The organism is Acidiluteibacter sp. (genome assembly GCF_055129545.1).
The window spans coordinates 100,851-122,734 of the sequence record NZ_JBSRUB010000026.1; the positions used below are offsets into that span (position 1 = coordinate 100,851).

Below are 21,884 nucleotides of genomic sequence, written 5' to 3' on the forward strand. Positions count from 1 at the left end.
GTCGATTTGAATCAATAAAGGTAATTGATTTTTTTAAAATCCACCATCATCGCCACCGCCACCATCATAACCAGACGATTTTTGTCGTTGCTTGGCTTGATTAAATCGGTAGCTAAATGAAAGCAAGAAGGTTCGTGGACGCCACTGAAATTCGGACTCGGAAGTAAAGGTTTCTGTTTCCGTATAAGAACGCCATTTTCTAGTATTCAATACATCTTGAACACTAAAAGTTAGCGTCCCTTTATTTTTAAGGACGTCTTTGCTCGCAGCTAAATTAATGACTGTCATTGATTTCACTCTCCCTTGTGCACTCTTGTTAGGAGCTCTATACATCCCATTTATTTGCAAGTCTGTTTGTTTATTCAAACTGTATTTTGCACTCATTCTTGCATTCCAATTGAATGCATAAACGCCATAATCTTTCCCGTTATAAGATCCGTTTTGATCAGAAATAAAAACATTTACTGAGCCGTTTACTTTTAAATTTGCGGTGATGTCTTTTGAGAAATTCGTTTCCACTCCATAATCGTCTTTAGTCGCTAAATTAACAGGAAGGGTGAAGGTAACACCTGTATCGTTAGCGAAGCTTATGCGATCAGTTACATCCGTTGTGTGCTTGTAATAGGTTCCAACGTAAAACGATGCTTTTTTCCAATACTTCAAATATCCCACTTCAAAGCTGTTGGTATATTCAGGATTCAAATCAGGATTACCAGTTCTGATATTTCTTGCATCTGAAAAAGTAAAAAATGGATTCAAGGATCTAAACCGTGGTCGACTTATTCGTCTACTGTAGCTCCATTGCAATGAATTATCGTTTTTCAATTTGTAGGTAAAAGCAGCAGAAGGGAAAAAGTTGGTATAGCTTTTTTGATTTTTTTGATTCGTGGTTTTTAATTCAGTGCCAATTTCAGAATGCTCCATTCGCAAACCCAATTGATACGATAACTTTTCATATTGCTTGCTAAATATTCCATAAGCCGCGTAAACATCCTCTTGATAACCGAAGATATTTGTAAATTCTGTTAAGGTAGTTCGGTTTCCAAAAGCATCATCTTGTTCTACTTTATATTCCGTGTTTATCGACCGAATATTGGCTTTAGCTCCCGTTTCTAATTTCATTCCTTTATTTAAAGGCAGCACAAAGTCGGTTTGAAACAGGTAATTGGTTTCATTCTCTTTATTGTCAGAAAACTGTTTAAGAGCAGGTTCGTTAATATCTATTCCTTGAATGGTATACTCTGAAATATCTGATTTTTCTGTTTCTCCACCATCATTGTATTTAAAATCGGCAGTAAATTCCTTCCCTTTTTTCTCAAACGTTTTTTTATAAGAAAGTGAGAACTCTTTATTTTCATCGTCTTCTTTTTCATTACTTTTTCGAATACTCTCATTGATTAGATTTCCATCTTGATCGTAATCTAAATAAGTAATTTTTCCAATATTGTCTTCATCTGATAGTCGATACAAAGTCGAAAAAGTTAAGGTATTTTTTGCATTCAAGTAAATATCAGTTCCCAACATTATATTGTGTGAGATCCCCGAATTTTCGTAGTTGCGGTCTAAATTTGTACTGTAATTAGTATCCGCTAGGTAAAAATTTTGCTCAGATTTGCCCACGCGATTAAATTTAGAATATCCAGTTCCATAATTCACAAATGCATTGAATTTCTCTCGACGCATATTTAAGTTCAGACTCACGCCAAAATTCTCTGGGTAACCGGCTCTTACTTCAACTGAGCCATTTATTCCTGATTTTTTCTCTTCCTTCATAATGATGTTGATGATTCCTGCTTCACCTTCGGCATCATATTTAGAAGACGGATTAGTAATCACCTCAATACGCTCAATCATGCTTCCTTGTAATTGTCTAAGTGCAGCTGTGGTGCTTGTTCCCACCAATCCCGAAGGTTTTCCATTGATCAATATTCGAACATTCTGACTTCCTCTCAAACTCACATTTCCTTCTACGTCTACCGCCACAGAAGGAACATTGTCTAGTATATCAGAGGCATTTGCACCCTTCATGGTTGGGTCAGAACCTACATTGAATACTTTCTTATCCAATTTAAATTCCATCTGACTCTTTTCGGCAACCACATTCACTTCATTGAGTGTTTTTACATCTGGAAATAAGGTGATTGTTCCTAAATCGGCATCACCTTTAATCATATTTACCCCTCTAACCGTTTTAGATTTATAGGAAATAAAAGAGAATTCCACTTTGTACATTCCCCGATTCAATGGTAATGTAATAATTCCTGATTCATTGGTAATTCCGCCATCTACCAAACTTGAATCGCGCATACTATAAATCGCAATGGTAGCGTAGGGTAGAGGAGCATTGTTTGATCCATCTAACACTTTCGCGGTAAACGTAAATTTTTGATCTGTGCCTGGTCTATTTTGAGCTATTGAATTGTAGCCAAAGAGTATGAGTGCAGTTATTAGGAGGATTCTGAAATTCATTCCGCGAAATTATTGATTTTATTACTGCAGTATAGACATCAATTTGTTTAAAAAGTTTAAAAACGAAAATGTTAAATTCGAATTCGCTTAATTTGCAGTCGATGAAGAAATGGAAGATTATTTTTCAATTTGTATTGGCAATCACATTGTTGGGTTTAGCGGTTTACTTTATTCAAACACAACAATTTGAATTAGAGCGCATTGTCGAGCATTTAGCTCATGCTGACCTCACAATGGTAGGTATTGGACTAATATTTACGGTGGTCTTAATTGGGTGCCATGCTGCGTTGTATTTTTATAGTTTTCGGGCCATTCACAAAGAGGTTAAATATATTGAGTTAATTGATTTGTTTTTGAAACGCAATGTAATCAGTGTTTTACTTCCTGCCGGAGGATTTACCTCCTTAAGTTTTTTTAGCAAAGGATTAAAGAAGAAAGGATTAAGCTCAGAGCAAATTTATTTAGCCTCCTATTTATATGCCACTATTGGATTAATCTCTGTGGTTCTTGTTGGCATTCCGTTTATAGGCATCATGTATTTTGTGGGGCATTTGGATTATACGTTATTGATTGGATTGATTGTGTTAATCCTATTTCTAGCAGTATTAATTCTCTTGTTTTATTCTGTTTGGAAACAAAAATGGATGTACAACTTTTTGGTGAATAAAAGTCCACGATTGGAGCAAACAATCAACCGAATTGTGGAAGAACGTTTTAAATTTAAACCATTGATATGGGCATTAATTGCTAGTATTTTTATTGAAATCATTGGTGTAATTCACATGTATATTTCACTAGAAGCAATAGGAGTAGAGCCAGATATTGTGGCTTGTATTTTAGCTTATATTGCTATGATTATTTTATTGTTGGCTAGTCCATTTTTAAGAGGGATGGGCGCCATAGAAGTTTCCATGACATTTATATTGATGAAGTATGGGTACTCTGCATCAGAGTCAGCTGCCTCTACTTTGCTCTTTCGATTCTTCGAATTTTGGGTGTTGCTGGCTTTGGGTATAGTGGCAATAACTATAGATCGATTGCGATTGTTTTTTACCTAATCTTATCTATTCTTTTGACCTATTCGTCTATTGTAATTATAAGTACGTAGCTTATTTTCTTAAAAAATGTTGAACACATATGTTATAGGATTCAATAATTTTATTACTTTTAGTCGCTACAACCTTGATATTTGAAGCCTTTAGACCTTTACAAAGTAGATTTCGCAAAAAATCATTTACTGAATTCGCCAGATGTGGATATGGAATATATCTACAGAGGTTATTTCTCAGATGAAGTAATTGATCACATTCTCGTCCTTGTTGAACGTCAATTAGAATTCAATGGAGAATCGCATAAGATTCGTAAAAAGGCCTACAATGTAATGGTGGAAGGATTGCAAAACATAACCAGACATCAAATTAATTCAGAAAATGAAGTAGAAAAAATTGGTATTTTTTGTTTAAAAAAAATCAATAGCAGTTATTACATTACCACTGGAAATCAAGTTGGAAATAAAGATGTTGCAAAGCTTACCAATATGTTGGATAAGTTAAATGGAATGGATAAGGAAGAACTTCGAAAGTATTATGTAGAACTATTAAACAATGGTAGCTTTTCAGAAAAAGGAGGTGCCGGAATAGGTCTAGTGGATATGGCTCGACGTTCAGAAAGCAAGCTGCATTATAACTTTAAAAAGTTAGATGAGAACAACCAGTTCTTTTACCTCAAAATATGTTTAGACTCAGAATTTGTTGCTGACGTGAATCATTCAGTAGGAGTGATTCAACATTTTGAAGATTTGGCTACTTTACATGATAAATTGCTAAAAGAAAGAATTGCCTTGACGCTAAGAGGTGTTTTTACCTTAGAAAATGTAGGAGATATCATTGAGTCGATCAAAAAATCCAAACTTGGAACTACTGACAATAGAGGACAATTAATTTTATCCTTGATGTATGAAATGTTGATGAATATCATTCATCATGCTGCTGTAATAGAAAAGGTAGGCGGTGTGCCTGGGATCTTTATCATGAGCGAGAATGAAGACAAAAGTGAATTGCTTTTTACTTCAGCTAACCTCATTAAAAACAATCAAGAACAGACACTTCGAAATGAATTAATTACAATAAACTCTTTGCCGGATAGTGAGTTAGATGCCTATTTTTTAAAGAATAACATTGATGCTACTGGAATGGTAAAAACTGGATTGGGATTAATCAATTTTAGAAAAAGAACAAAAAACAACCTCAATCATTATTTTGAACGCCTCGATGATAATTACACGCTTTTCACATTGCAGTTGAATCTCAAAGCTCCAAGTGAGCCGTATTCTTAGAAATATCAACTACTTTTTAAATCGATTTACATTTTTTTCCTTCATTTTAATTTCATTTTGTATTTTTATAAGAAATCTCTTTCTCAGAGATCAACTTTCTAATTTACTCGAAAAATGAATTTTAAATCTCTGTTTCTATTCCCTCTTTTACTTTTTACCATCTCACTTCTCGGCCAAGAAAAACTAAAATACTCCTCGAGTGGTTCTTCTATTCAACTCGGAATATTGTTTCACAACATTGGGAGCTATAGCGCTGCGATTGAACAGTACCGAACCGTTTCTGAAAATGACACCAATTATGTTTTGGCTCAATATGAATTGTCGCTGAGCTATATTAAAGATGGAAAACACACTGAAGCGTTAGAAGTGATTGAAACTGCAATGGAACTTGGGAAAACAAAGTATGACAAGAATTTCATTAACAATAAAGGGACAGCCTTACGAGAAATGGGGCAAATTCAAGAAGCGTTAAAAACTTATACGGAAGGGATTGAACGATTTCCGAATAGTACTGTACTTTATTACGGCAGAGGCTTGGTTTATGAAGAGCAAAAAAGTTATCAAAAAGCCTTTGAAGATTTCAAAACTACCGTATCCATAAGTCCCTACTATGCTGTGGCTCACTATAAATTAGGAGCCTTATTAGAAAGAGCACAACAACCAGTTGAAGGCATGCTGTGCCTCATACAAGCAGCAACGATAAACTCTTATGATCAATTGAGCACTCTTTCTTTAGATTTAGCAGAAAATATTGTGATTGGGAAGGTTCCTGATAATAAAATTGAGCTGGAAACAGGAGCTCCCGAGGAATTGATGAAGAGTCTTGAGCAGAAAATGAAAGATGAATTATCTGCCGAACAAGCAAATTTAATCAACTCTAAAATTGACAACAAATTACTTCGTTCGATCGCAAAATTGTTTCAATCGCTAGAAATGGATAAAAGCAATGATAACTTTTGGTACACTAGTTACATCAACTTTTTTGGCAAAATAATTCCTGAAGGACAATTTGATGCATATTCCAACTACTTAATGTCGAATTACAGTGATTCTAAAGTGAGCAATCAAGCTAAAAAGCAAAACATTGAATCTTTCAAAGTTTGGGGTAAAGAAGAGCTGGATTTATTGTTGGTTCGTGAAATGGAATGGGATGGAAAAGTTCAACCCGTACGTTTTTGGCTGAGATCTAACAATGAAATTAGCGCAATTGGCAATGTAGATGCCAATCAAGAAGAAAGAGTGGGTTATTGGGAGTTTTACTTTGATAATGGAGAGCTCAATTCTAAAGGAGTGTATTCAGAAAAGGGCAAACGTCAAGGCGAATGGGTTTGGTTTGACGAATTGGGAAATAAAACGGAACAAGGCAATTATATAGATGGAAAGGCGGAGGGAGCTTATAAATTGTTTCATCCTGACGGAAAGCTGAAGCGATTGATGGAATATAAAGCTGATACTTTAAATGGGAAATATGAAGCTTATAGCCAGTTTGGAAAACTGATAGAAACCACTCAGTTTAAAAAAGGTAAAAAAGAAGACACCACTCATTTGTATTTTAATCAAGGACCACTTCAATATGTAATTCCATATACAGGGGATGAAGTAAATGGAACAGTAAAAAAATACTTTATTAGCGGAGATCTTGATGAGAAATTCGAAATGAAAGACAATGAGCGAAATGGAGCTTATTATTCTTATTATTCGGATGGAGATTTGTACTCCAAGGGAGCCTATAAGGATGGATTACAAGATGGAACATTCACTTATTATTATAAGAATGGACAGCTTTCGGCCGAAAGAAGATTTAAAGAAGGAAATCAAGTAGGCGCTTATAAAAATTACTATCAAGACGGCAGAATTGAAGAGGAAGGTACCTTAGATGAAAATGGAAAACTCAATGCCATATTGACCAGGTACGATCGGAATGGGATTAAAAATAATGAGTTTGAATACCGAAATGGTGACTTTATTGGATATGTGAATTACGGTGAAAACGGTGAAGTAAAATCTAAAGCCCGATCCAAAAGAGGAAAATTAAAAACAGTGAGTTACCATTTTAATGGCATTAAATCCTCGGAAGGAACTTATAAAGCAGGAAATAGAGTTGGGAAATGGAAATTTTATTATCCCAATGGAGAGTTGTCCTCTGAAGAGACATTTAAGAAAGACCAGATTATAGGTGAAGATTTCAATTACCATAAAAATGGAGAGCTAGAGAGTAAAGTGAATTATGTAGAAGGCGCTAGAGAAGGATATTATGAAACCCATTACATTGGTGGTCAGCTCAAGGAGCAGGGGTTTTATCAAAAAAATGTAATCGGTGGTCCAAGTGAGGTTTATTATTCCAATGGAACAATCAGTAGAAAGACCTATTACCTCGGTGGAGAAATAAATGGTTGTGATGTGTATTATGATGAAAAAGGCAGAATATCAGACAAATACTGCTACGATAAAGGAGTGTTGGAAGAGTATTTTAGCTATGATACGGCTGCGAATGTATTGAATTATATCGTTTTAAAAGATGGTTCGGCGGAGTTTCAATTGAAGCACATCAACGGAAATAAAAGCGCAAAAGTGGCCTACAAGCACGGAGAATTACACGGCATTTTTGAGTGGTATGATGGATTAAATCAACTGGATACTAAAGGTCAGTATGAATTTGGAAACAAAGTGGGTACTTGGGAATACTTCTATGAAAATGGCAAACAGAGTGCAAGGGGTAATTACCTTTTGAATGATAAGCAAGGCACTTGGAAATGGTTTTTTGAAGATGGCAGCTTGGAAACGGTTGGAGATTACTTATTGGGCAATAAGAATGGAAAATGGTTGGATTATCATGAAAATGGAAACAAAAACTTGGAAGAAAATTACATTGAAGGCGAATTGCATGGACCAACCATTTATTATGATGAAGCCGGTGAAACTCAAATTCAGTTGAATTATTATGAAGGTACACTAGACTCTTACAGCTATTTGAATTCTGAAGGCGTTTTGCTGCCTGAAATTTCATTGAAGAATGAGTCAGGTAAAGTGCTTGCTTATTATAAAAATGGGAATAAATCCATTGAATATGAATTGGAAAAGGGATTGAGAGAAGGGGAGTACAAAATTTATCACTCCAATGGCAACCTATTGAGAGATGTGAAATTTAAAAACGGATTGTTGGAAGGCGAAGCGGTCTATTATACCACAGAAGGAAGTAAACGAAAGGAAGTAACATACAACAAGGGCAATAAAAATGGAGTAGTAACTGCTTATTACCCTTCTGGTACAGTGAAATCTACCGAGAATTATTTATTGGGAGAATTGTACGGAAAATCTATTTGGTACTCCAAAACTGGTGAAAAGGAAAAAGAACGAATCTATTACAATGATGAGATTATTTCAGAAACTAAGTTTTAGAGTATTTTAGATTCAATGCTAGTCGAAATAAACTTTCAATAAGTTTCAGGTAAAAAAAATGTTTGATTATTAATTCAATATGATTTTGTATTACAATTTGACATTATTCTGTTTAAAAGTCGAATACTTTTATTTAAGACTGCCATTTAGCAAAAGGTAAGTAAATCAGAAGAATTTCCTTAGAGAAACTGGAAAGCTTCGAAGGTGGACCGAGAAGATCATCCAGCTGAACTTAGGGAATTCAAGGATTTAATTTCCTTTTGATAAGGGCTGAGCGTACTTCGACGCAGCTCAGCACAGGTTTTGTTTTACTTATTTGGTTATTGAGCTTGTCGAAATATACTCATCAAAAAGCGAATAAAAAACAGAAGAATGTCAAATGAAAATTTCCTCAGACAATAGCGATACACATTTTTAAGAATTAATAGCATAACAATTCCATTCATCGAAGAAAACAACCATTGCTGTATTCCTTTAGGTAGACCCTTTTCAAATTATTAAATTCGCAATTAAATTATAAAAGACAAAGAATGAAGAAAATTTTCATTGCAGCAATAGCCTTGGGACTGTCATACGGCAGTTTTGCAAAAGGTAAAGAAAGCAAAATTGAATTTGTAGAATATGATTTGCCAAATGGCTTACATGTTATTCTACAGGAAGACCACTCTACACCAATCGTAGCGGTAACGGTTTTGTATCATGTAGGTTCTAAGAATGAAGATCCTTCTCGTACCGGTTTCGCTCACTTTTTTGAGCATTTATTGTTCGAAGGTTCTGATAACATAGAGCGTGGAGAATATTTTAAATTGGTTCAAAACAATGGTGGTTCATTGAACGCCAACACCTCTTTTGACCGAACGTTCTATTACGAAATTCTTCCTTCTAATCAGTTGGAATTAGGTTTGTGGTTAGAATCTGAAAGAATGTTGCACGCCAAAATTGACCAAGTAGGAGTAGAAACTCAAAGAGGCGTAGTAAAAGAAGAATTGAAGCAACGAAATGAGAATACACCTTACGGTAGTATTTTGAACGAAGTATACGGACATGCATTTGAGGAACATCCTTACCGATGGACGCCAGGTGGATCTCCAGAATACATCAACCAAGCGAAAATGGAAGAATTTTTAGACTTCTATGCGACGTTTTATGTGCCGAACAATGCCACCCTTTCTATAGCAGGTGACATCGATGTAGCAGAAACAAAAAAGTTGATCGACAAGTATTTCTCTACCATCCCAAAAGGAACGAAAGCAATTCCAAGGCCAACCATCGTGGAGCCGATCAAAACGAAAGAGGTAAGAGATACGGTTTATGACAATATCCAATTGCCTGCAGTAGTGCAAGGATACCACATTCCGGCACAAGGAACTCCGGACTATTATGCAGCGAGCATGTTGTCTACTTTATTGTCTCAAGGAGAGAGTAGTAGATTGCAGAAAAATGTAAAAGACGAAAAAGAAGAAGCGGTATTTGTAGGTTCTTTCATGATTCCTTCTGAAGATCCAGGTTTGGCGTTGATGTTCGGTATTGCGAATATGGGCATCGCTCCTGAGCAGTTGGAAACATCAATCAATGCGGAAGTAGAGAAAGTGAGAAACGAATTGATTTCGGAAGAGGAATTGACCAAATTGAAGAATCAAACAGCTTCTGACTTTGTATCGGCAAACGGAAGAGTAGCTGGTTTGGCGGAAAACTTGGCCAACTATCACGTTTATTTTGGGGATGCTGATTTGGTGAATACAGAAATTGATCGCTACATGAAAGTAACGAGAGAAGACATTCAGCGAGTGGCTAAAAAATACTTTACTCCTGAAAACAGAGTGGTATTGTATTACTTGCCGAAAGCACAACAAAAATAAATCTCAAAGAAATCAAAGAATTATAAAAAGATACACATGAAAAAATTTAGCATATTAACGCTGATCGCTTTGATGACTGTGCCTGTTTTTGCACAAGAGTTGGATAGAAGTAAGCGTCCACAAGCAGGTCCTGCACCTGAAATTAAGATTGGAGAAACCCAATTGTTTACCTTAGACAATGGATTGAAAGTGTTTGTGGTAGAAAATCACAAATTGCCACGAGTAACCATTTCATTGAGTTTTGATGTTCAGCCGTTCACCGAAGGAGACAAGAAAGGGTATACCGACATCGCCGGAGACTTATTGTCTACTGGAACGAAAAGCATGTCAAAAGAGGAATTCAATAAAGCAGTCGATTTTATTGGCGCCAACTTCAATACCACTTCAAGTGCGCTTTACGCTTCAGGTTTGAGCAAGTATGAGCCAAAGTTGATCGAGATGGTGGCTGACGTAGCCATGAACGCCAACTTTACACAAGAAGAATTGGACAAGTTGAAAAAGCAGTACCTCTCAGGATTGGCTTCAGAAAAAGATGATCCAGATGCAATTGCTAGAAATGTAAGAAATGTATTGATGTACGGCAGCGATCACCCTTATGGTGAAGTGAGTACAGAAGCGACCATTGAAAACATTGAATTGGCAGATGCTCAGAAGTACTATTCCACTTACTTTAAACCAAACATCGCTTACATGGCAATCGTTGGGGATGTCAACTTTAAGAAAACGAAGAAGTTAATTACAGCTGCATTTAAATCGTGGGAAAAGGGAACAGTTCCAACTGCTACTTACCCAACACCAACAGCACCAGAAGCGACAGAAATCGTATTTGTAAACAAGCCTGGAGCCGTTCAATCGGTGATTAGTGTGAACTATCCAGTAGATTTAAAACCATCTGATGCGGATAAGATTCCTTCTTCTGTGATGAATACATTGTTCGGTGGTGGATTTACTTCCCGATTGAATTTGAATTTGAGAGAAGCGAACTCATACACCTATGGCGCTAGAAGTTCATTGAGTGATGACAAATACATTGGCTATTTTGATGCGACTGCAAAAGTGAGAAATGAAGTAACCGATAGTGCATTGGTAGAGACGATGAAGGAAATGATGAAGATGCAAGAAGGCGTTACTGCTGAAGAATTGCAAGGCATCAAAAACTACATCACTGGTAACTTTGCGATTGGTTTAGAGAACCCACAGACGGTGGCTCGTTTTGCGATCAACAAAGAATTGTATGACTTGCCAGCTGATTACTACAGCAAATACTTGATGAACGTGGCGAAAGTATCTCAAGACGATATTAAAGCGATGGCAGCGAAGTATATCCGACCAATGAATGCGTACATTTTGGTAGTGGGAAACAAAGACGAAGTAGCGGACAAAGTAAAAAAGTTGAGCCCAACAGGACAGATTAGATTTGTAGATACTTACGGAAATGACGTAGTAGAAACATTGAAGCCAGCTCCAGCCGGAATGACCGCTCAGAAAGTAGTAGACAGCTACATTCGTGCAATAGGTGGTAAGGAGAACTTATTGAAAGTGAAAACTGTAAAATCTGTGATGAGTGCAGAAATGATGGGAAGAGCGATCAATGTAAATGTAACTTCTGAAGCGCCTAACAAATTCTTGATGGAAATGAAGATGGGCGAAATGGTGGTTCAGAAACAAGTTTACAACGGTGTAAAAGGAAAAGAATCAGGAATGCAAGGCGAAAGAGAAGTGACTGGTCAAGATTTGGCGAGTTTGGCTTTAGAAGCGCAGTTGTTTCCGGAATTGAACTACAACAAAGAAAGCTATATCCTTGAATTGAAAGGGGTAGACAAGGTGCAAGGTAAAGAAGCGTTCGTGGTGAACATTACCAATCCATTGGGCGACAAAATTACCAACTTCTACGACTTAGAAAGTGGGTTGTTGTTGCAAACGGATGCCACTGAAGAAACGCCACAAGGCGCCATGTTAGCGACTAAAACCTTTTCTGACTACAAAGAGGTACAAGGGGTGAAGTTTCCTTATGTAATCAAGCAAACGTTCGGTCCACAATCATTTGATATGAAAATGGAATCGATGGAAGTGAATGTGAAATTGCCAAAAGGTACTTTTAGCGTGGAATAAGATTTAAAATGAAATCTAAAATGAAAAGGCGACTCGGTAGAGTCGCCTTTTTTTTGTTTTGGATTTTTGGAAATTAGGATTGGTTATACCCATCCTTTGAGTATTTCGTCCTTTCAAGACTTGGCTTTTGGTTTTGACAATATCAATCCCAAATACTGTTCCAATTATCCTCGTATTTTTCTAAATCTGAAACTCTTATTGCGATTGGATAATTAGTTTTTATGGCTTTTATTCTTGGTCTATTGAAATACAAATCATCGGTTTTTTCAATAAGTTGAATAAATTCCATTCTTGAAAGTATAAAATACCTGATTTGATCATTATTGTCAATATGCACAAAAACATAAGGACAAGGGATTTTCTCCGAGATTATACTTCTTTGATCATGTCTTAATCCAATGTTATAGCTAGATTGATTTTTTGTTGTTTTTACTTGAATATTTACAGTCTTATCAGTTTCAGGATTTAATCCAAAAATGTCAACAGAGGGATAATTTTTTAAAGTTAAACTCGCAACCCATCCTTTTAGACTCATCATACCTGCCACAAAGTATTCACCTGTAAGACCTATTAAATGCTTATTTAGATTTTTTTTGCTCATAAAGGTAATTTTCTAACTCTTGTTTTACTATTTAAATCACGTTCAGTTCAGTGAGAGATTTAGAGGTAAGACTCCGCTTTACCAACTCGACTTTATTTTTCTTTTAAATGTATTTCGATCAGTTTTTCCAAAATTAAATCTGTTGTATTTTTTCGTTCAACTGTCTTACGGTCTTTAAAATCAAGTGATAAGTCTCCACTTTCTATAAATTCTGCTGCTTGAGTGAAATACTCTTGAGATTTTTGATTATCCTTTAATACATCCAGTATTTGATCACATGTTCTTTTCATTTTCCCTTTATCCTTTAAATTGGGAGCGATGTTTTTTGTTATTAAGAATCTAAATATTAAAAGAATGTGAAATCTATATCTTTTGGAATTTTTAAGAAGTTTACCCGCTCCTAATAATTTTTCAAGTGTATAATATGAAAGAGAGCTAATGTAATAAGGAAAGTAATCATGGTCAGGATTGAAAATACCAACACCTATTTTTTCAATTAATTTCCCATAATATCCTGTCACATGATGAGGATTATTTAAAAACATTGAAGACAGAGATTTAATCTGACTTTCTCTATTTATTATTCGAAATAACGGAACCTCATCCACACTTTTGTACTGGTTAGTTCTCCTTTCATAAAAGAGTTTAAAATCGTCCATTTCCAGAGCATTATAATAATCTTCTAAATTTCTCTGGAAATCAGATAATGCTTCTAATTCAACAGCATTAACAGCTGTTTGATTATTTGTTGCACGAGTAATATCACTTTTAATTTGGAAATCAGTGGTTACAATTATTTTAACAGGAATATGCATTTCATCAATTCCTTCAATAGTTCTATTTTCGTAAAGCACATTGCTCGTTTGGCAGCCATTAACTATTTGGTAATTTGTAAGTGTAATTGTCTCGCCTGGACCAGTGATTTCCTCCGCTACAATAGTCACACCGTTATTCAGAATGCAAAATTGCTCTAATTGACCCTTTTGAATGGTTCCAGAAATATCTTTATTTACCGGATTATCATCTTGTTCTAAATAATCACGAATATTATCATCAAAAACTGATTTCATTTTTCCTGTTTCATCTATGATAATTTTTTTGAATTCTTTAAATGGTAGTAACCCTGAGTATGCAACTGTAATTTGACTTATGGTAGGAATATTAACTTTTCTTTCAAATTTGATTGTTGCTTCAACGGGCTCCTTAGTTTTTCTATAAAGTTTTTGCAGTCCCTTTGAGTCTATTGGTGTAATTTCAACATTGTTAAATAAGTCGATATCTGCAATTTCTTTTTTGTTTGAATCTATTACACTAACAAGATTTGGGTCATTTTCCCACTTACCATTTGTACAGAAATATAACTTACAAATAGGATTTCGCTCTTTCATATACTTTGTATTTGAGTATATAAATTTCTGCATCTCAATGAAATTTTTCATTTCATCTGTAGTAAACAATGTTGCTTCTTCACTAAAGAAGTTTTTTGTCCAACGACAAAAATTTTCTATATGTTGATTATTAAAACTTGAAGAACTTTTAGATTGGATAAAAACAAATGTTACTGTTAACATTCTATTCATCTCCATAATCTGTTTTATTTCACTTGTATTAGAGCAGAGTTTATTATTTACTATTATTCCAATTCCGTCAATACCTTGCGCGGAATTTCCAGTACTAATAGATTTCTCATCAAATGAGATTGAATCGAACTCCTTATTTATAACACAAAAGTTGCAAAAGTACTCAAACTGCGTACTTGGTATTATGTCTTTATAACCTTTCCTGTCAACAAAATCATTGAGAAATCCTTTAGTAATAGTGTCCATTTTATTAATTGTAATGTTGATTTTAAATTTTCTACTAGTGTGTCTTAATTAACTCTTTCATTAAGATGATTTGAATTATGTATCAATTTCTTGAAGGCACTTATCAAGGTCTATCAATAATGGCATACAACAAGTAGATAAGATGAACTTCCTATCTCGCTTTTGGTGGATGCGTCATATTCCAATTTTAATTATTTCTTTAAATCTATTATTCATTGAAAAACAGACAATTCACCATCTACTTTTAATTGAACGAATTACGAAACTCGAAGATAATATAAAAAATGATACAACAGAGTGGGAGAGTTTGAAAATTAATGGGTTGAGAGTACTTTGCATTTTAAATTAAAAGTCACCTCATGATACTTCCTAAGAATTACGTCTTTTCAATTCAGCTAATATCTCTTTTTGATATTTTATAACTTCATCTATTCTTAGCATCCAAGCTCCAAATAGTCGGGTTATTAAAATTATTGCTAATACTATTACAAGTCCTATGATTGCTTCCATAATTTTATAATTTTTATGTAATTCTTTAAATCTATTATTCAATCCAAAACAGTTCAATCACCATCTACTTTTAATTGAACGAATTACAGAAACCCGAAGATAATATAAAAAACGATACTAACGAGTGGGAGGGATGAAAATTAGTGAGTTATGTGGATAAATGGGAGATTTGTAGGAAAGACGCATGGTTACACAATTGTCAGGAGTAGCTTTTTCGTGGTTTGTTGTGAAATTCAAAGTTGTTGAAGGGGAGAGGTGGTTAAATTGAAAGCCCACCTCATTCATTAATGAAAATTGGTAGGTTTCGTAGAAAAATCGGAAATCCCGATTTTTCTTATTGATTCCTCTTGAACCAGTTCACCTTCTTTGTAAATATTAAGAATATGCTCGTTAATGGTTGATTTCTCTTTCTGAAAAAGTTCCGCCATCTGCTCGATAGTTAACCAAACTGTTTCGTTTTCTAATCGGGTTTGAATTTTGGTGAAGCCGTCTTCCGTTTGGTATATGAGGATTTGAGAATTACCTTCCATTATGCTCCTGTTTTATATAGTTCTTGTTCTAATTCTTTATGAGCTGCTGTGTAATGTTGCATTCCACCAAAAGCTTTTACTAATATGATACGCAGCTTTTCTCGTCTAGGAGGATGTGTCAAATCCCCATTTAGTATTTTTTTATTCAATATCTTTAATTTTTTCAAAAACAGATCAATTACTATCTACTTTTAATTGAACGAATTATGATTTTCGAAGATAATATAAAAAATGATACAAAAAGAGTGGGAGGCTATGAAAATTAATGGGTTGGGAGAATATATGTAAGTATTAAAGGAAATACGAACAAGTATTACCCCTTTTTTCTAATGGTCATAACTAAACCAATTACAAATACGATTCCACTAATAATGAGGGGTGTCCAATTTGCTTTACTCACTGCTATGTCGATGCCTAAGAAATTAAAGCTTTCTGAATCTTGAAACGCTTGGAAGCCGAATACTAGGGTTCCAACAAGTCCAATAATTAATAAAATGGTTCCAACTGCTTTCATAATTTAAGTTTTAGGGTTTGTAAGCTACAAGATAATAAAAAAACAAATGCGTTGAGAAGCCATAAGGTGAAAGTTTACTTATGGTTTATAGGATTCAACAACCCCAAATCCTTAATTGCTACTGCAAGAAATAGAAAGAAACTTTCACCGCTAATCTTTTAAATTGAGCATCCTCAAATGAGGCAAATATTCCTGCATCCATCAAATAAAAGATCTTGGTTAATGAGAGTCCCATTTCAGAATAATGAATGTTTCTATCGGAGTATAAGTAGCCAAACTCCAACTTTTCATCCATATTGGTTTTATTCAAACCTGGAAGGAATTTCAGTAATAGGTGATCATTTTCAATGGAGAAATGACTTTCTAGGTAATAATCTTTGGTATTGAATGCATAGTAATCCAACAATCGGAATCCATTGATTTTTGGGTTGTCAATCACAAAAGTAGGAGCTGTGTTGAAATTTTGATAATCGGCAAAATAGATGGAATTGGTATTGAAAAAACGTCCTGCTTCAAAATAGTAGTTCACCTTATCCAACAATAGGAAAGGAAAAGTCTGCTGCACAGAAATTTTAATCAAATCATAGTCGGCCTGGCTGTTTAGCACGCCATCAATCCCTTTTCGGTAACCTATCCCAAAAGTTGGGTAGTTGGATTCCAAGAGCACTTTTTTATTGTCTTTAAAGGTGTAAAACTGTCGCGGCGTCCATTCCAATTTGGCTCGAAAGGTAACCGCAGTATTGTTGCTAATTAAAGACGGATTATTGAATACTTCTGAGTTCTCAGGTATATTTGGAGTGTACGTTCGGTTGGTAATGTCTAGCAATTTAAAGTATGAATTATTTGATAGCGCTTGACGATAGGCATATTCTCCACCAACACTAAAAACCAATCCGTTAAACACGTCAATCTGATGGTCAATCTTTATAAAATCGTGTTGAAATAGCTTCTTAACATTTCCCGTAAAAAAAGTGGTAGAAATGGTGTTCAATCGATCAGAAATAGGGCTGTTTTGGTTAAATCCAACCGTTCTGCGGCCTCCAGAAATACTGATCAATCCTCTTTTCTCTTTGTTGTATTGCGATTCAATTTCCAACCTTCCCAAAAAGGTTTTCCGAGCTACTGCATAGCCCACAATGGGTGTAATTTTGATGAACTTATCTTCTCGATTATCCCAGGTGTAATCGAGTAGTGATTTGACGGGTAAAAACCCATCGACCGTATTGTAGCAGGGGAAAGCCCCAACGAATAAACCCTTCGGTTCAAAAATGTGCTTTTTATTTTTGCTGATAATTTTTTCATTGAAAAGAAATAGATCTTCTAGCAAGTCGGATTGGTTTGACTTTTTTGACTCTTCGTTAGCTACTTTTTCTTTATAATTAATGGCTTCAAAAATTTCTGATTCTTTATCTGAAAGTGGGATTTTGCGCATTGCTTTCCAAGCACTATCCGATTGATTAAATGCGCTATCCGAATAATTGATGGTGTGGATGAATTTGACTTCCATCGATCGTGTGGCATCATTTCTTTCCCTCTTTTTTTGGAGCTTTTTAATTAATCGAACGAGCTTATATGTTTCTCTATTGGTCAGTGTTTCTTTAGATATAAGCTGTTCTATTTTTTGCTGTTCAGCACTGTTATTTAGTATGATATTCGACTCACTATTTTCTAAATTGCCTTTTGAAGCTTCATAATTGTTATCAATACTTGCATCAATTTTATAATCCGTTTGCACGGTTAAATCACTGAGACTTGCTAGATAATTCAATTGAAACCGCAGTCCTAACCCCTTGCCTGAGACCTTTATTTTATGGTTGGTAGGCATCCAAACCAACCGCTGAATTTCATTGTACCGCTGTTTGTATTCCACTTGGAAATACTGCTTTTGAAGCACAACATCCACATGATTGATGTTCCATAAACCCTCGTTAATGTATAAAAATCCACTAATCAAGTAGCTTCCTTTCCGCTTCGGAATGATTTTGATTTTATGAATGATTTGATTGTCTTCTTTATAGTTACCTTGGTATTCAAATCTATAGACATTGAAGGCATTTCTGCTCAATGGGTTGATGACTTCCTTTCCCCCCAATTTATAAAAGTCCAAATTGATATAGGAAGGAATTGCTTTTGTGGTGTCTTTTTCCTCTGCTTTTTTAGCACTATAGTTTTCTTTTATCGTGTTTGGATTGGTGTAAGAATAATTCAATAGGGTTTCTACTAAATCGCCCATTTGTACTTCTCCTAAGCCTTCTTTCTCTGCAAACTTTTTGACAAGATTCGGAATGTTATCTACATCAGAAAAGCTCCGAATGTACATATCTGTTTGGTATCCTTCAATTTGCTTCTTGTAATATTGAGCCATTACAATTGCTTTCCGCATAATGTTGTAAGAAGGATCTTCAAGGGTAGGAGAATCAGAAAGGTCAGGAAACAAATAGTTAATGGGCTTTAATTGAATCTGAATGGATTCCGAATTTTCATCTACCGAAATGGATTTGCTTTCATAACCGGCACTTTGAATGTTTAATTTGTAATTGCCACATTTTACCGGAATATCAAATCGTCCATTAATATTGGCCATAGAAGCCGATGCAATTTCTTGGATAAAGATGTTTGCATAGGGGATGGGTTCTCCTTCCTCATTTGTAATACTCCCTTCAAGAGTGCAGCTATTTTGCGAAAAGCTTGCCGAACAGGTTGTTATTAAAAAAAGGAGAAGGAATGCTTGTTTCATTTATTGGTTTAAGCAAAAGAAGGTCCAAATTACTGTTTTTAGTGGGATACCAATGGACAATGTAATGGATTTATTGAAGTATGAAGGTGACCCCAGTTAAGATTAACAATTATAGATTTAAATAGTTTTATTTTGAAAAATTGGTTTGTGCCAATTGACTAAATGATAAGCATAAAGTTACCCCCTAATTAATTTAGAAAGTAAGAACGGTATGTGAAATTATGCCCACAAAAAGGGCGGCTCATGGAGCCGCCTTTCTGTCTTCGATGTAAACGTAATGGTCTCTTACTGAATTTTTAAATATCCAATATCTGTTTTGCCGATAGCGGGCTTAACAAACTTAAATTTAGGGCGTTCTATAAATAGACCTAAACGAACTCCACATCTAAGGTAATAAGACCTTCCTGCTTCTAAGGGTACTTTGATGGATTTTTTGCCTCCAACTTTTGCAGAAATAATATACTCTCCCGCCTGTTTAAGAGTGATGACTTCAAAATTGCCACTTTTAATATTGACCGTTAATGAATCATTTATTTTTACATTATAATTGTTCTGTTGTTCATAAGGTATTTTTGGTCTGTAGATATAGAGTTTGATATCATTCGCGGGGGATGTATTTGAATCTAATGTTTCATTATAAGTTCCCATTTTATTTTGTGCAAATGGGATCTCAATCTTTCGTTTGATTTGAGGAAAGTAAAAACCTGCTTTGATTTCAATTCTACTAGCTAACACAACATCATTCATTTCTGTAAAGAATGGATCAATCTTATTTCTTTCATTAGGTGAGTCCCATTCACCCCTAAAAGAGCCATAACCCAGCAAAGGCTCAATTACAATGGGTCCTATTGTAAATTTATAGGCAATGGCGAGTCCCACATTGGTCGCGGTCCCTTTTGTAGTCACATTTGCTTGTACCGGATTAAAAAAAAATAAAGGGTCCCTTGAAACTGAAAAATCGTCTCCATTGTATGTTTCTGTAAACCAAAAGTGTCGGTAATACAATTCAACAGACAATCCCTTTGGAGCAATTCTTCTCTTTGTAAACGGATAATAGCGAATGCCAGGTATTATTGCATTGCCATTCAATTCATAAACTTTTGATTGTGAGATTAAGTCACTTGAAAATCCTTGAGCATATATACCTGATTCGTAATTCAATAATACCGAAAAGTGACTGCCAAACGTACCTTCGATTGATGGTTTGAACTTGTTAAAAGTACCATGAAGTGCGTCAATTCCTACAGCAAAGTGTTGAGAAAAGGAGTGGAAAACGTTTACTAGAAAACAGAGTAGTAGAATGAACTTTAATTTTTTAAACATCGGATAAAAATAAAAAAAGTATTGTTGATTTATCTCAAATCTTTAGTGTCAAGAGTTAAAAAAATCATTTGATTAGCACATCTTTTTGGATTTGAGATCAATTAATTTTTGTTGATTTTTTTCAATTATTACTAAATCTTAATGAATAATCTAGTTGCTATTATTCACCTTAATGAATGCTTGTACAAACTGTTCCAACTGATTTTTTGTTTGTTCATCTTGAACCATTCCATCAGTATTGATCTTGCCTTTAATGCCTTGAATTAATAGCGTCGTTTCAGGGGTGAATACTGTTTGAAGGGTTTTCATGATTAATTTCAATTCTTCATGTCCTTTTTCTCCATTTGCAGAAGCTGTAATTAATCCTAAGGGTTTATCTGAAAATACAACAGTAGAAACACACCATTCAATGGCGTTTTTGAGTCCACTTGGGATGCTAAAGACATATTCTGGGGTACAGATTATTACTCCATCTGCTTGTTCAATTTGATGACGGAATTCAATTATTTTTTCAGGAACATTGTGGTCAGTCATTGCTGTTTTAAAGTGCGGCAGTTCGGTCAAATCATCAATAATGGTTAAATCGAAATTTGCCTGTCCGAGTTCAGCGAGGTATTTTAAAATGGCAAGGTTGGACGAGTTTTGACTCGCACTGCCATTAATTCCTAGAATATTTAGTTTATTAATCATTTGATTTCTATTTAATGTTGAAAACAGTTGCCCCTTTCAATCATATTTCATTTTAGTATACTTTAAGTCTCAGATAGTTCTTTTGTTCTGCGGATAATCATACTTAAAGTGGCGTGTTGTTAAGTCTAATACTATCATAAACAAAAAGGCGGCTCATGGAGCCGCCTTCTATATATTTTGAAATCGTATTAAACGTATTGTAAAGTTCTTATAGTTTGATAGAAACTCCGATTTTTCCACCTGAAAATGCATTACCGCCTCCTAATTCTAAGTTGATTCCAATTTTTTCATTAAAGTAATAACGTCCACCCACTTGTGCGCCAAGCCCTAATCCGGAAGAGCTTGATCCTGGGTAATCACTCGAAGAGTTCCAAATATAAAACCCAATATTTAAGCCGGCGTAAAAATCCCAGTTAGAGGGGATATCTAAAAGTCGATTAAAGTGGTAATTTCCATTTCCAGAAATACCTATTACAGAATGTCTATAGCGCTTATTAAAATAATCTTCTCGATAAGAGCGAAACGAAAGTTCTCCACCTATTGTGATGTCTTCATGAACACCATAATCTACTCCTAAATATACTGGCAATCCCCAAGAAGAGAATCCTAATCCTGCGTTGAATTGTGCTTGTCCTTTGTCAATTGGATTTTGAGCAAAAATAACATTTGTTGCCACTAAAAAACTTAATAATAAAAGTTGCTTTTTCATATTTTATTTATTGTCCTACTCGTTTGGCTTTTCAATAACGCCCCGTTTTTTTTAATGGTTTCTGGGCTCCATTTATTATTATTTTGTGATTTAAAAATAAACGCAATCGATTCAAAGTTACCTTTTTTTCTTTCTCTTTTGATTCATCCTTTAATTTTTTAAGTGATTAAAAATAAGTAAGTTTTAAATTTAATTTAGATTGCAATATACTTTGAATCGAAAATTCAAGGGGTTTCTATTTCTAGTGTCAGATTGTTACTATTTCGTATT

16 protein-coding genes are annotated in these 21,884 nt (G+C 34.8%); 5 read left to right on the forward strand and 11 right to left on the reverse strand.

Going from position 1 to position 21,884, the window contains the following annotated elements; translation table 11 throughout:
- Positions 1–33: 33 nt before the first annotated feature.
- On the reverse strand, positions 34–2,469 hold the full coding sequence (locus tag ACTB0X_RS12955; RefSeq protein ID WP_463025461.1) for a TonB-dependent receptor: 2,436 nt from the start codon (positions 2,467–2,469) through the stop codon (positions 34–36).
- Positions 2,470–2,570: 101 nt separating this feature from the next.
- On the opposite strand from ACTB0X_RS12955, the gene ACTB0X_RS12960 reads away from it, so the two are divergent.
- The 5 genes from ACTB0X_RS12960 to ACTB0X_RS12980 all read left to right on the forward strand — a co-directional run bounded on the left by ACTB0X_RS12960 (position 2,571) and on the right by ACTB0X_RS12980 (position 12,174).
- Positions 2,571–3,527, forward strand: coding sequence for a lysylphosphatidylglycerol synthase transmembrane domain-containing protein (locus ACTB0X_RS12960; protein WP_463025462.1), 957 nt, complete (start codon positions 2,571–2,573; stop codon positions 3,525–3,527).
- A gap of 131 nt (positions 3,528–3,658) precedes the next feature.
- Entirely contained in the window at positions 3,659–4,804 is a 1,146-nt protein-coding gene (locus tag ACTB0X_RS12965; protein WP_463025463.1) for a SiaB family protein kinase, read from the forward strand.
- Positions 4,805–4,918: 114 nt separating this feature from the next.
- Positions 4,919–8,203 (forward strand): tetratricopeptide repeat protein, encoded by a 3,285-nt coding sequence (locus tag ACTB0X_RS12970; RefSeq protein WP_463025464.1) that lies wholly within the window; start codon positions 4,919–4,921, stop codon positions 8,201–8,203.
- Positions 8,204–8,733: 530 nt separating this feature from the next.
- Entirely contained in the window at positions 8,734–10,062 is a 1,329-nt protein-coding gene (locus tag ACTB0X_RS12975) for a M16 family metallopeptidase (RefSeq protein WP_463025465.1), read from the forward strand.
- Positions 10,063–10,098: 36 nt separating this feature from the next.
- Positions 10,099–12,174 carry a M16 family metallopeptidase gene (locus ACTB0X_RS12980; protein WP_463025466.1) on the forward strand — a complete coding sequence of 692 codons (2,076 nt, stop codon included), beginning with the start codon at positions 10,099–10,101 and terminating at the stop codon, positions 12,172–12,174.
- Positions 12,175–12,316: 142 nt separating this feature from the next.
- Here ACTB0X_RS12980 and ACTB0X_RS12985 read toward each other — a convergent pair whose 3' ends face one another.
- The 10 genes from ACTB0X_RS12985 to ACTB0X_RS13030 all read right to left on the reverse strand — a co-directional run bounded on the left by ACTB0X_RS12985 (position 12,317) and on the right by ACTB0X_RS13030 (position 21,614).
- Positions 12,317–12,775 carry a hypothetical protein gene (locus tag ACTB0X_RS12985; RefSeq protein ID WP_463025467.1) on the reverse strand — a complete coding sequence of 153 codons (459 nt, stop codon included), beginning with the start codon at positions 12,773–12,775 and terminating at the stop codon, positions 12,317–12,319.
- Between the two features lie 92 nt (positions 12,776–12,867).
- A complete protein-coding gene (locus ACTB0X_RS12990; RefSeq protein WP_463025468.1) occupies positions 12,868–14,601 on the reverse strand; it encodes an AIPR family protein in 1,734 nt (577 codons plus the stop codon).
- A gap of 369 nt (positions 14,602–14,970) precedes the next feature.
- Entirely contained in the window at positions 14,971–15,111 is a 141-nt protein-coding gene (locus ACTB0X_RS12995; RefSeq protein WP_463025469.1) for a hypothetical protein, read from the reverse strand.
- Positions 15,112–15,395: 284 nt separating this feature from the next.
- Complete coding sequence (locus tag ACTB0X_RS13000) at positions 15,396–15,641, reverse strand: death-on-curing protein (RefSeq protein ID WP_463025470.1); 246 nt, start codon at positions 15,639–15,641, stop codon at positions 15,396–15,398.
- Entirely contained in the window at positions 15,641–15,808 is a 168-nt protein-coding gene (locus ACTB0X_RS13005) for a hypothetical protein (protein WP_463025471.1), read from the reverse strand. The genes ACTB0X_RS13000 and ACTB0X_RS13005 overlap by 1 nt, the downstream gene beginning before the upstream one ends.
- A gap of 146 nt (positions 15,809–15,954) precedes the next feature.
- Positions 15,955–16,155, reverse strand: coding sequence for a hypothetical protein (locus ACTB0X_RS13010; RefSeq protein ID WP_463025472.1), 201 nt, complete (start codon positions 16,153–16,155; stop codon positions 15,955–15,957).
- Positions 16,156–16,273: 118 nt separating this feature from the next.
- Positions 16,274–18,892, reverse strand: a complete 2,619-nt coding sequence (locus tag ACTB0X_RS13015; RefSeq protein ID WP_463025473.1) for a DUF5686 family protein — start codon at positions 18,890–18,892, stop codon at positions 16,274–16,276.
- A 285-nt stretch (positions 18,893–19,177) separates the two neighbouring features.
- Entirely contained in the window at positions 19,178–20,215 is a 1,038-nt protein-coding gene (locus ACTB0X_RS13020; RefSeq protein WP_463025474.1) for a DUF2846 domain-containing protein, read from the reverse strand.
- A gap of 150 nt (positions 20,216–20,365) precedes the next feature.
- Positions 20,366–20,905, reverse strand: a complete 540-nt coding sequence (locus ACTB0X_RS13025) for an NADPH-dependent FMN reductase (RefSeq protein WP_463025475.1) — start codon at positions 20,903–20,905, stop codon at positions 20,366–20,368.
- Positions 20,906–21,113: 208 nt separating this feature from the next.
- Entirely contained in the window at positions 21,114–21,614 is a 501-nt protein-coding gene (locus ACTB0X_RS13030) for an outer membrane beta-barrel protein (RefSeq protein WP_463025476.1), read from the reverse strand.
- Positions 21,615–21,884: the final 270 nt, after the last annotated feature.

Coding starts and splice junctions, on each gene's coding strand:
- ACTB0X_RS13030 (WP_463025476.1), bottom strand. CDS start 21,614: ATGAAAAAGCAACTTTTATTATTAAGTTTTTTAGTGGCAACAAATGTT.
- ACTB0X_RS12990 (WP_463025468.1), bottom strand. CDS start 14,601: ATGGACACTATTACTAAAGGATTTCTCAATGATTTTGTTGACAGGAAA.
- ACTB0X_RS13015 (WP_463025473.1), bottom strand. CDS start 18,892: ATGAAACAAGCATTCCTTCTCCTTTTTTTAATAACAACCTGTTCGGCA.
- ACTB0X_RS12995 (WP_463025469.1), bottom strand. CDS start 15,111: ATGGAAGCAATCATAGGACTTGTAATAGTATTAGCAATAATTTTAATA.
- ACTB0X_RS12955 (WP_463025461.1), bottom strand. CDS start 2,469: ATGAATTTCAGAATCCTCCTAATAACTGCACTCATACTCTTTGGCTAC.
- ACTB0X_RS12985 (WP_463025467.1), bottom strand. CDS start 12,775: ATGAGCAAAAAAAATCTAAATAAGCATTTAATAGGTCTTACAGGTGAA.
- ACTB0X_RS13020 (WP_463025474.1), bottom strand. CDS start 20,215: ATGTTTAAAAAATTAAAGTTCATTCTACTACTCTGTTTTCTAGTAAAC.
- ACTB0X_RS13025 (WP_463025475.1), bottom strand. CDS start 20,905: ATGATTAATAAACTAAATATTCTAGGAATTAATGGCAGTGCGAGTCAA.
- ACTB0X_RS13010 (WP_463025472.1), bottom strand. CDS start 16,155: ATGAAAGCAGTTGGAACCATTTTATTAATTATTGGACTTGTTGGAACC.
- ACTB0X_RS12980 (WP_463025466.1), top strand. CDS start 10,099: ATGAAAAAATTTAGCATATTAACGCTGATCGCTTTGATGACTGTGCCT.
- ACTB0X_RS12960 (WP_463025462.1), top strand. CDS start 2,571: ATGAAGAAATGGAAGATTATTTTTCAATTTGTATTGGCAATCACATTG.
- ACTB0X_RS12975 (WP_463025465.1), top strand. CDS start 8,734: ATGAAGAAAATTTTCATTGCAGCAATAGCCTTGGGACTGTCATACGGC.
- ACTB0X_RS12970 (WP_463025464.1), top strand. CDS start 4,919: ATGAATTTTAAATCTCTGTTTCTATTCCCTCTTTTACTTTTTACCATC.
- ACTB0X_RS13000 (WP_463025470.1), bottom strand. CDS start 15,641: ATGGAAGGTAATTCTCAAATCCTCATATACCAAACGGAAGACGGCTTC.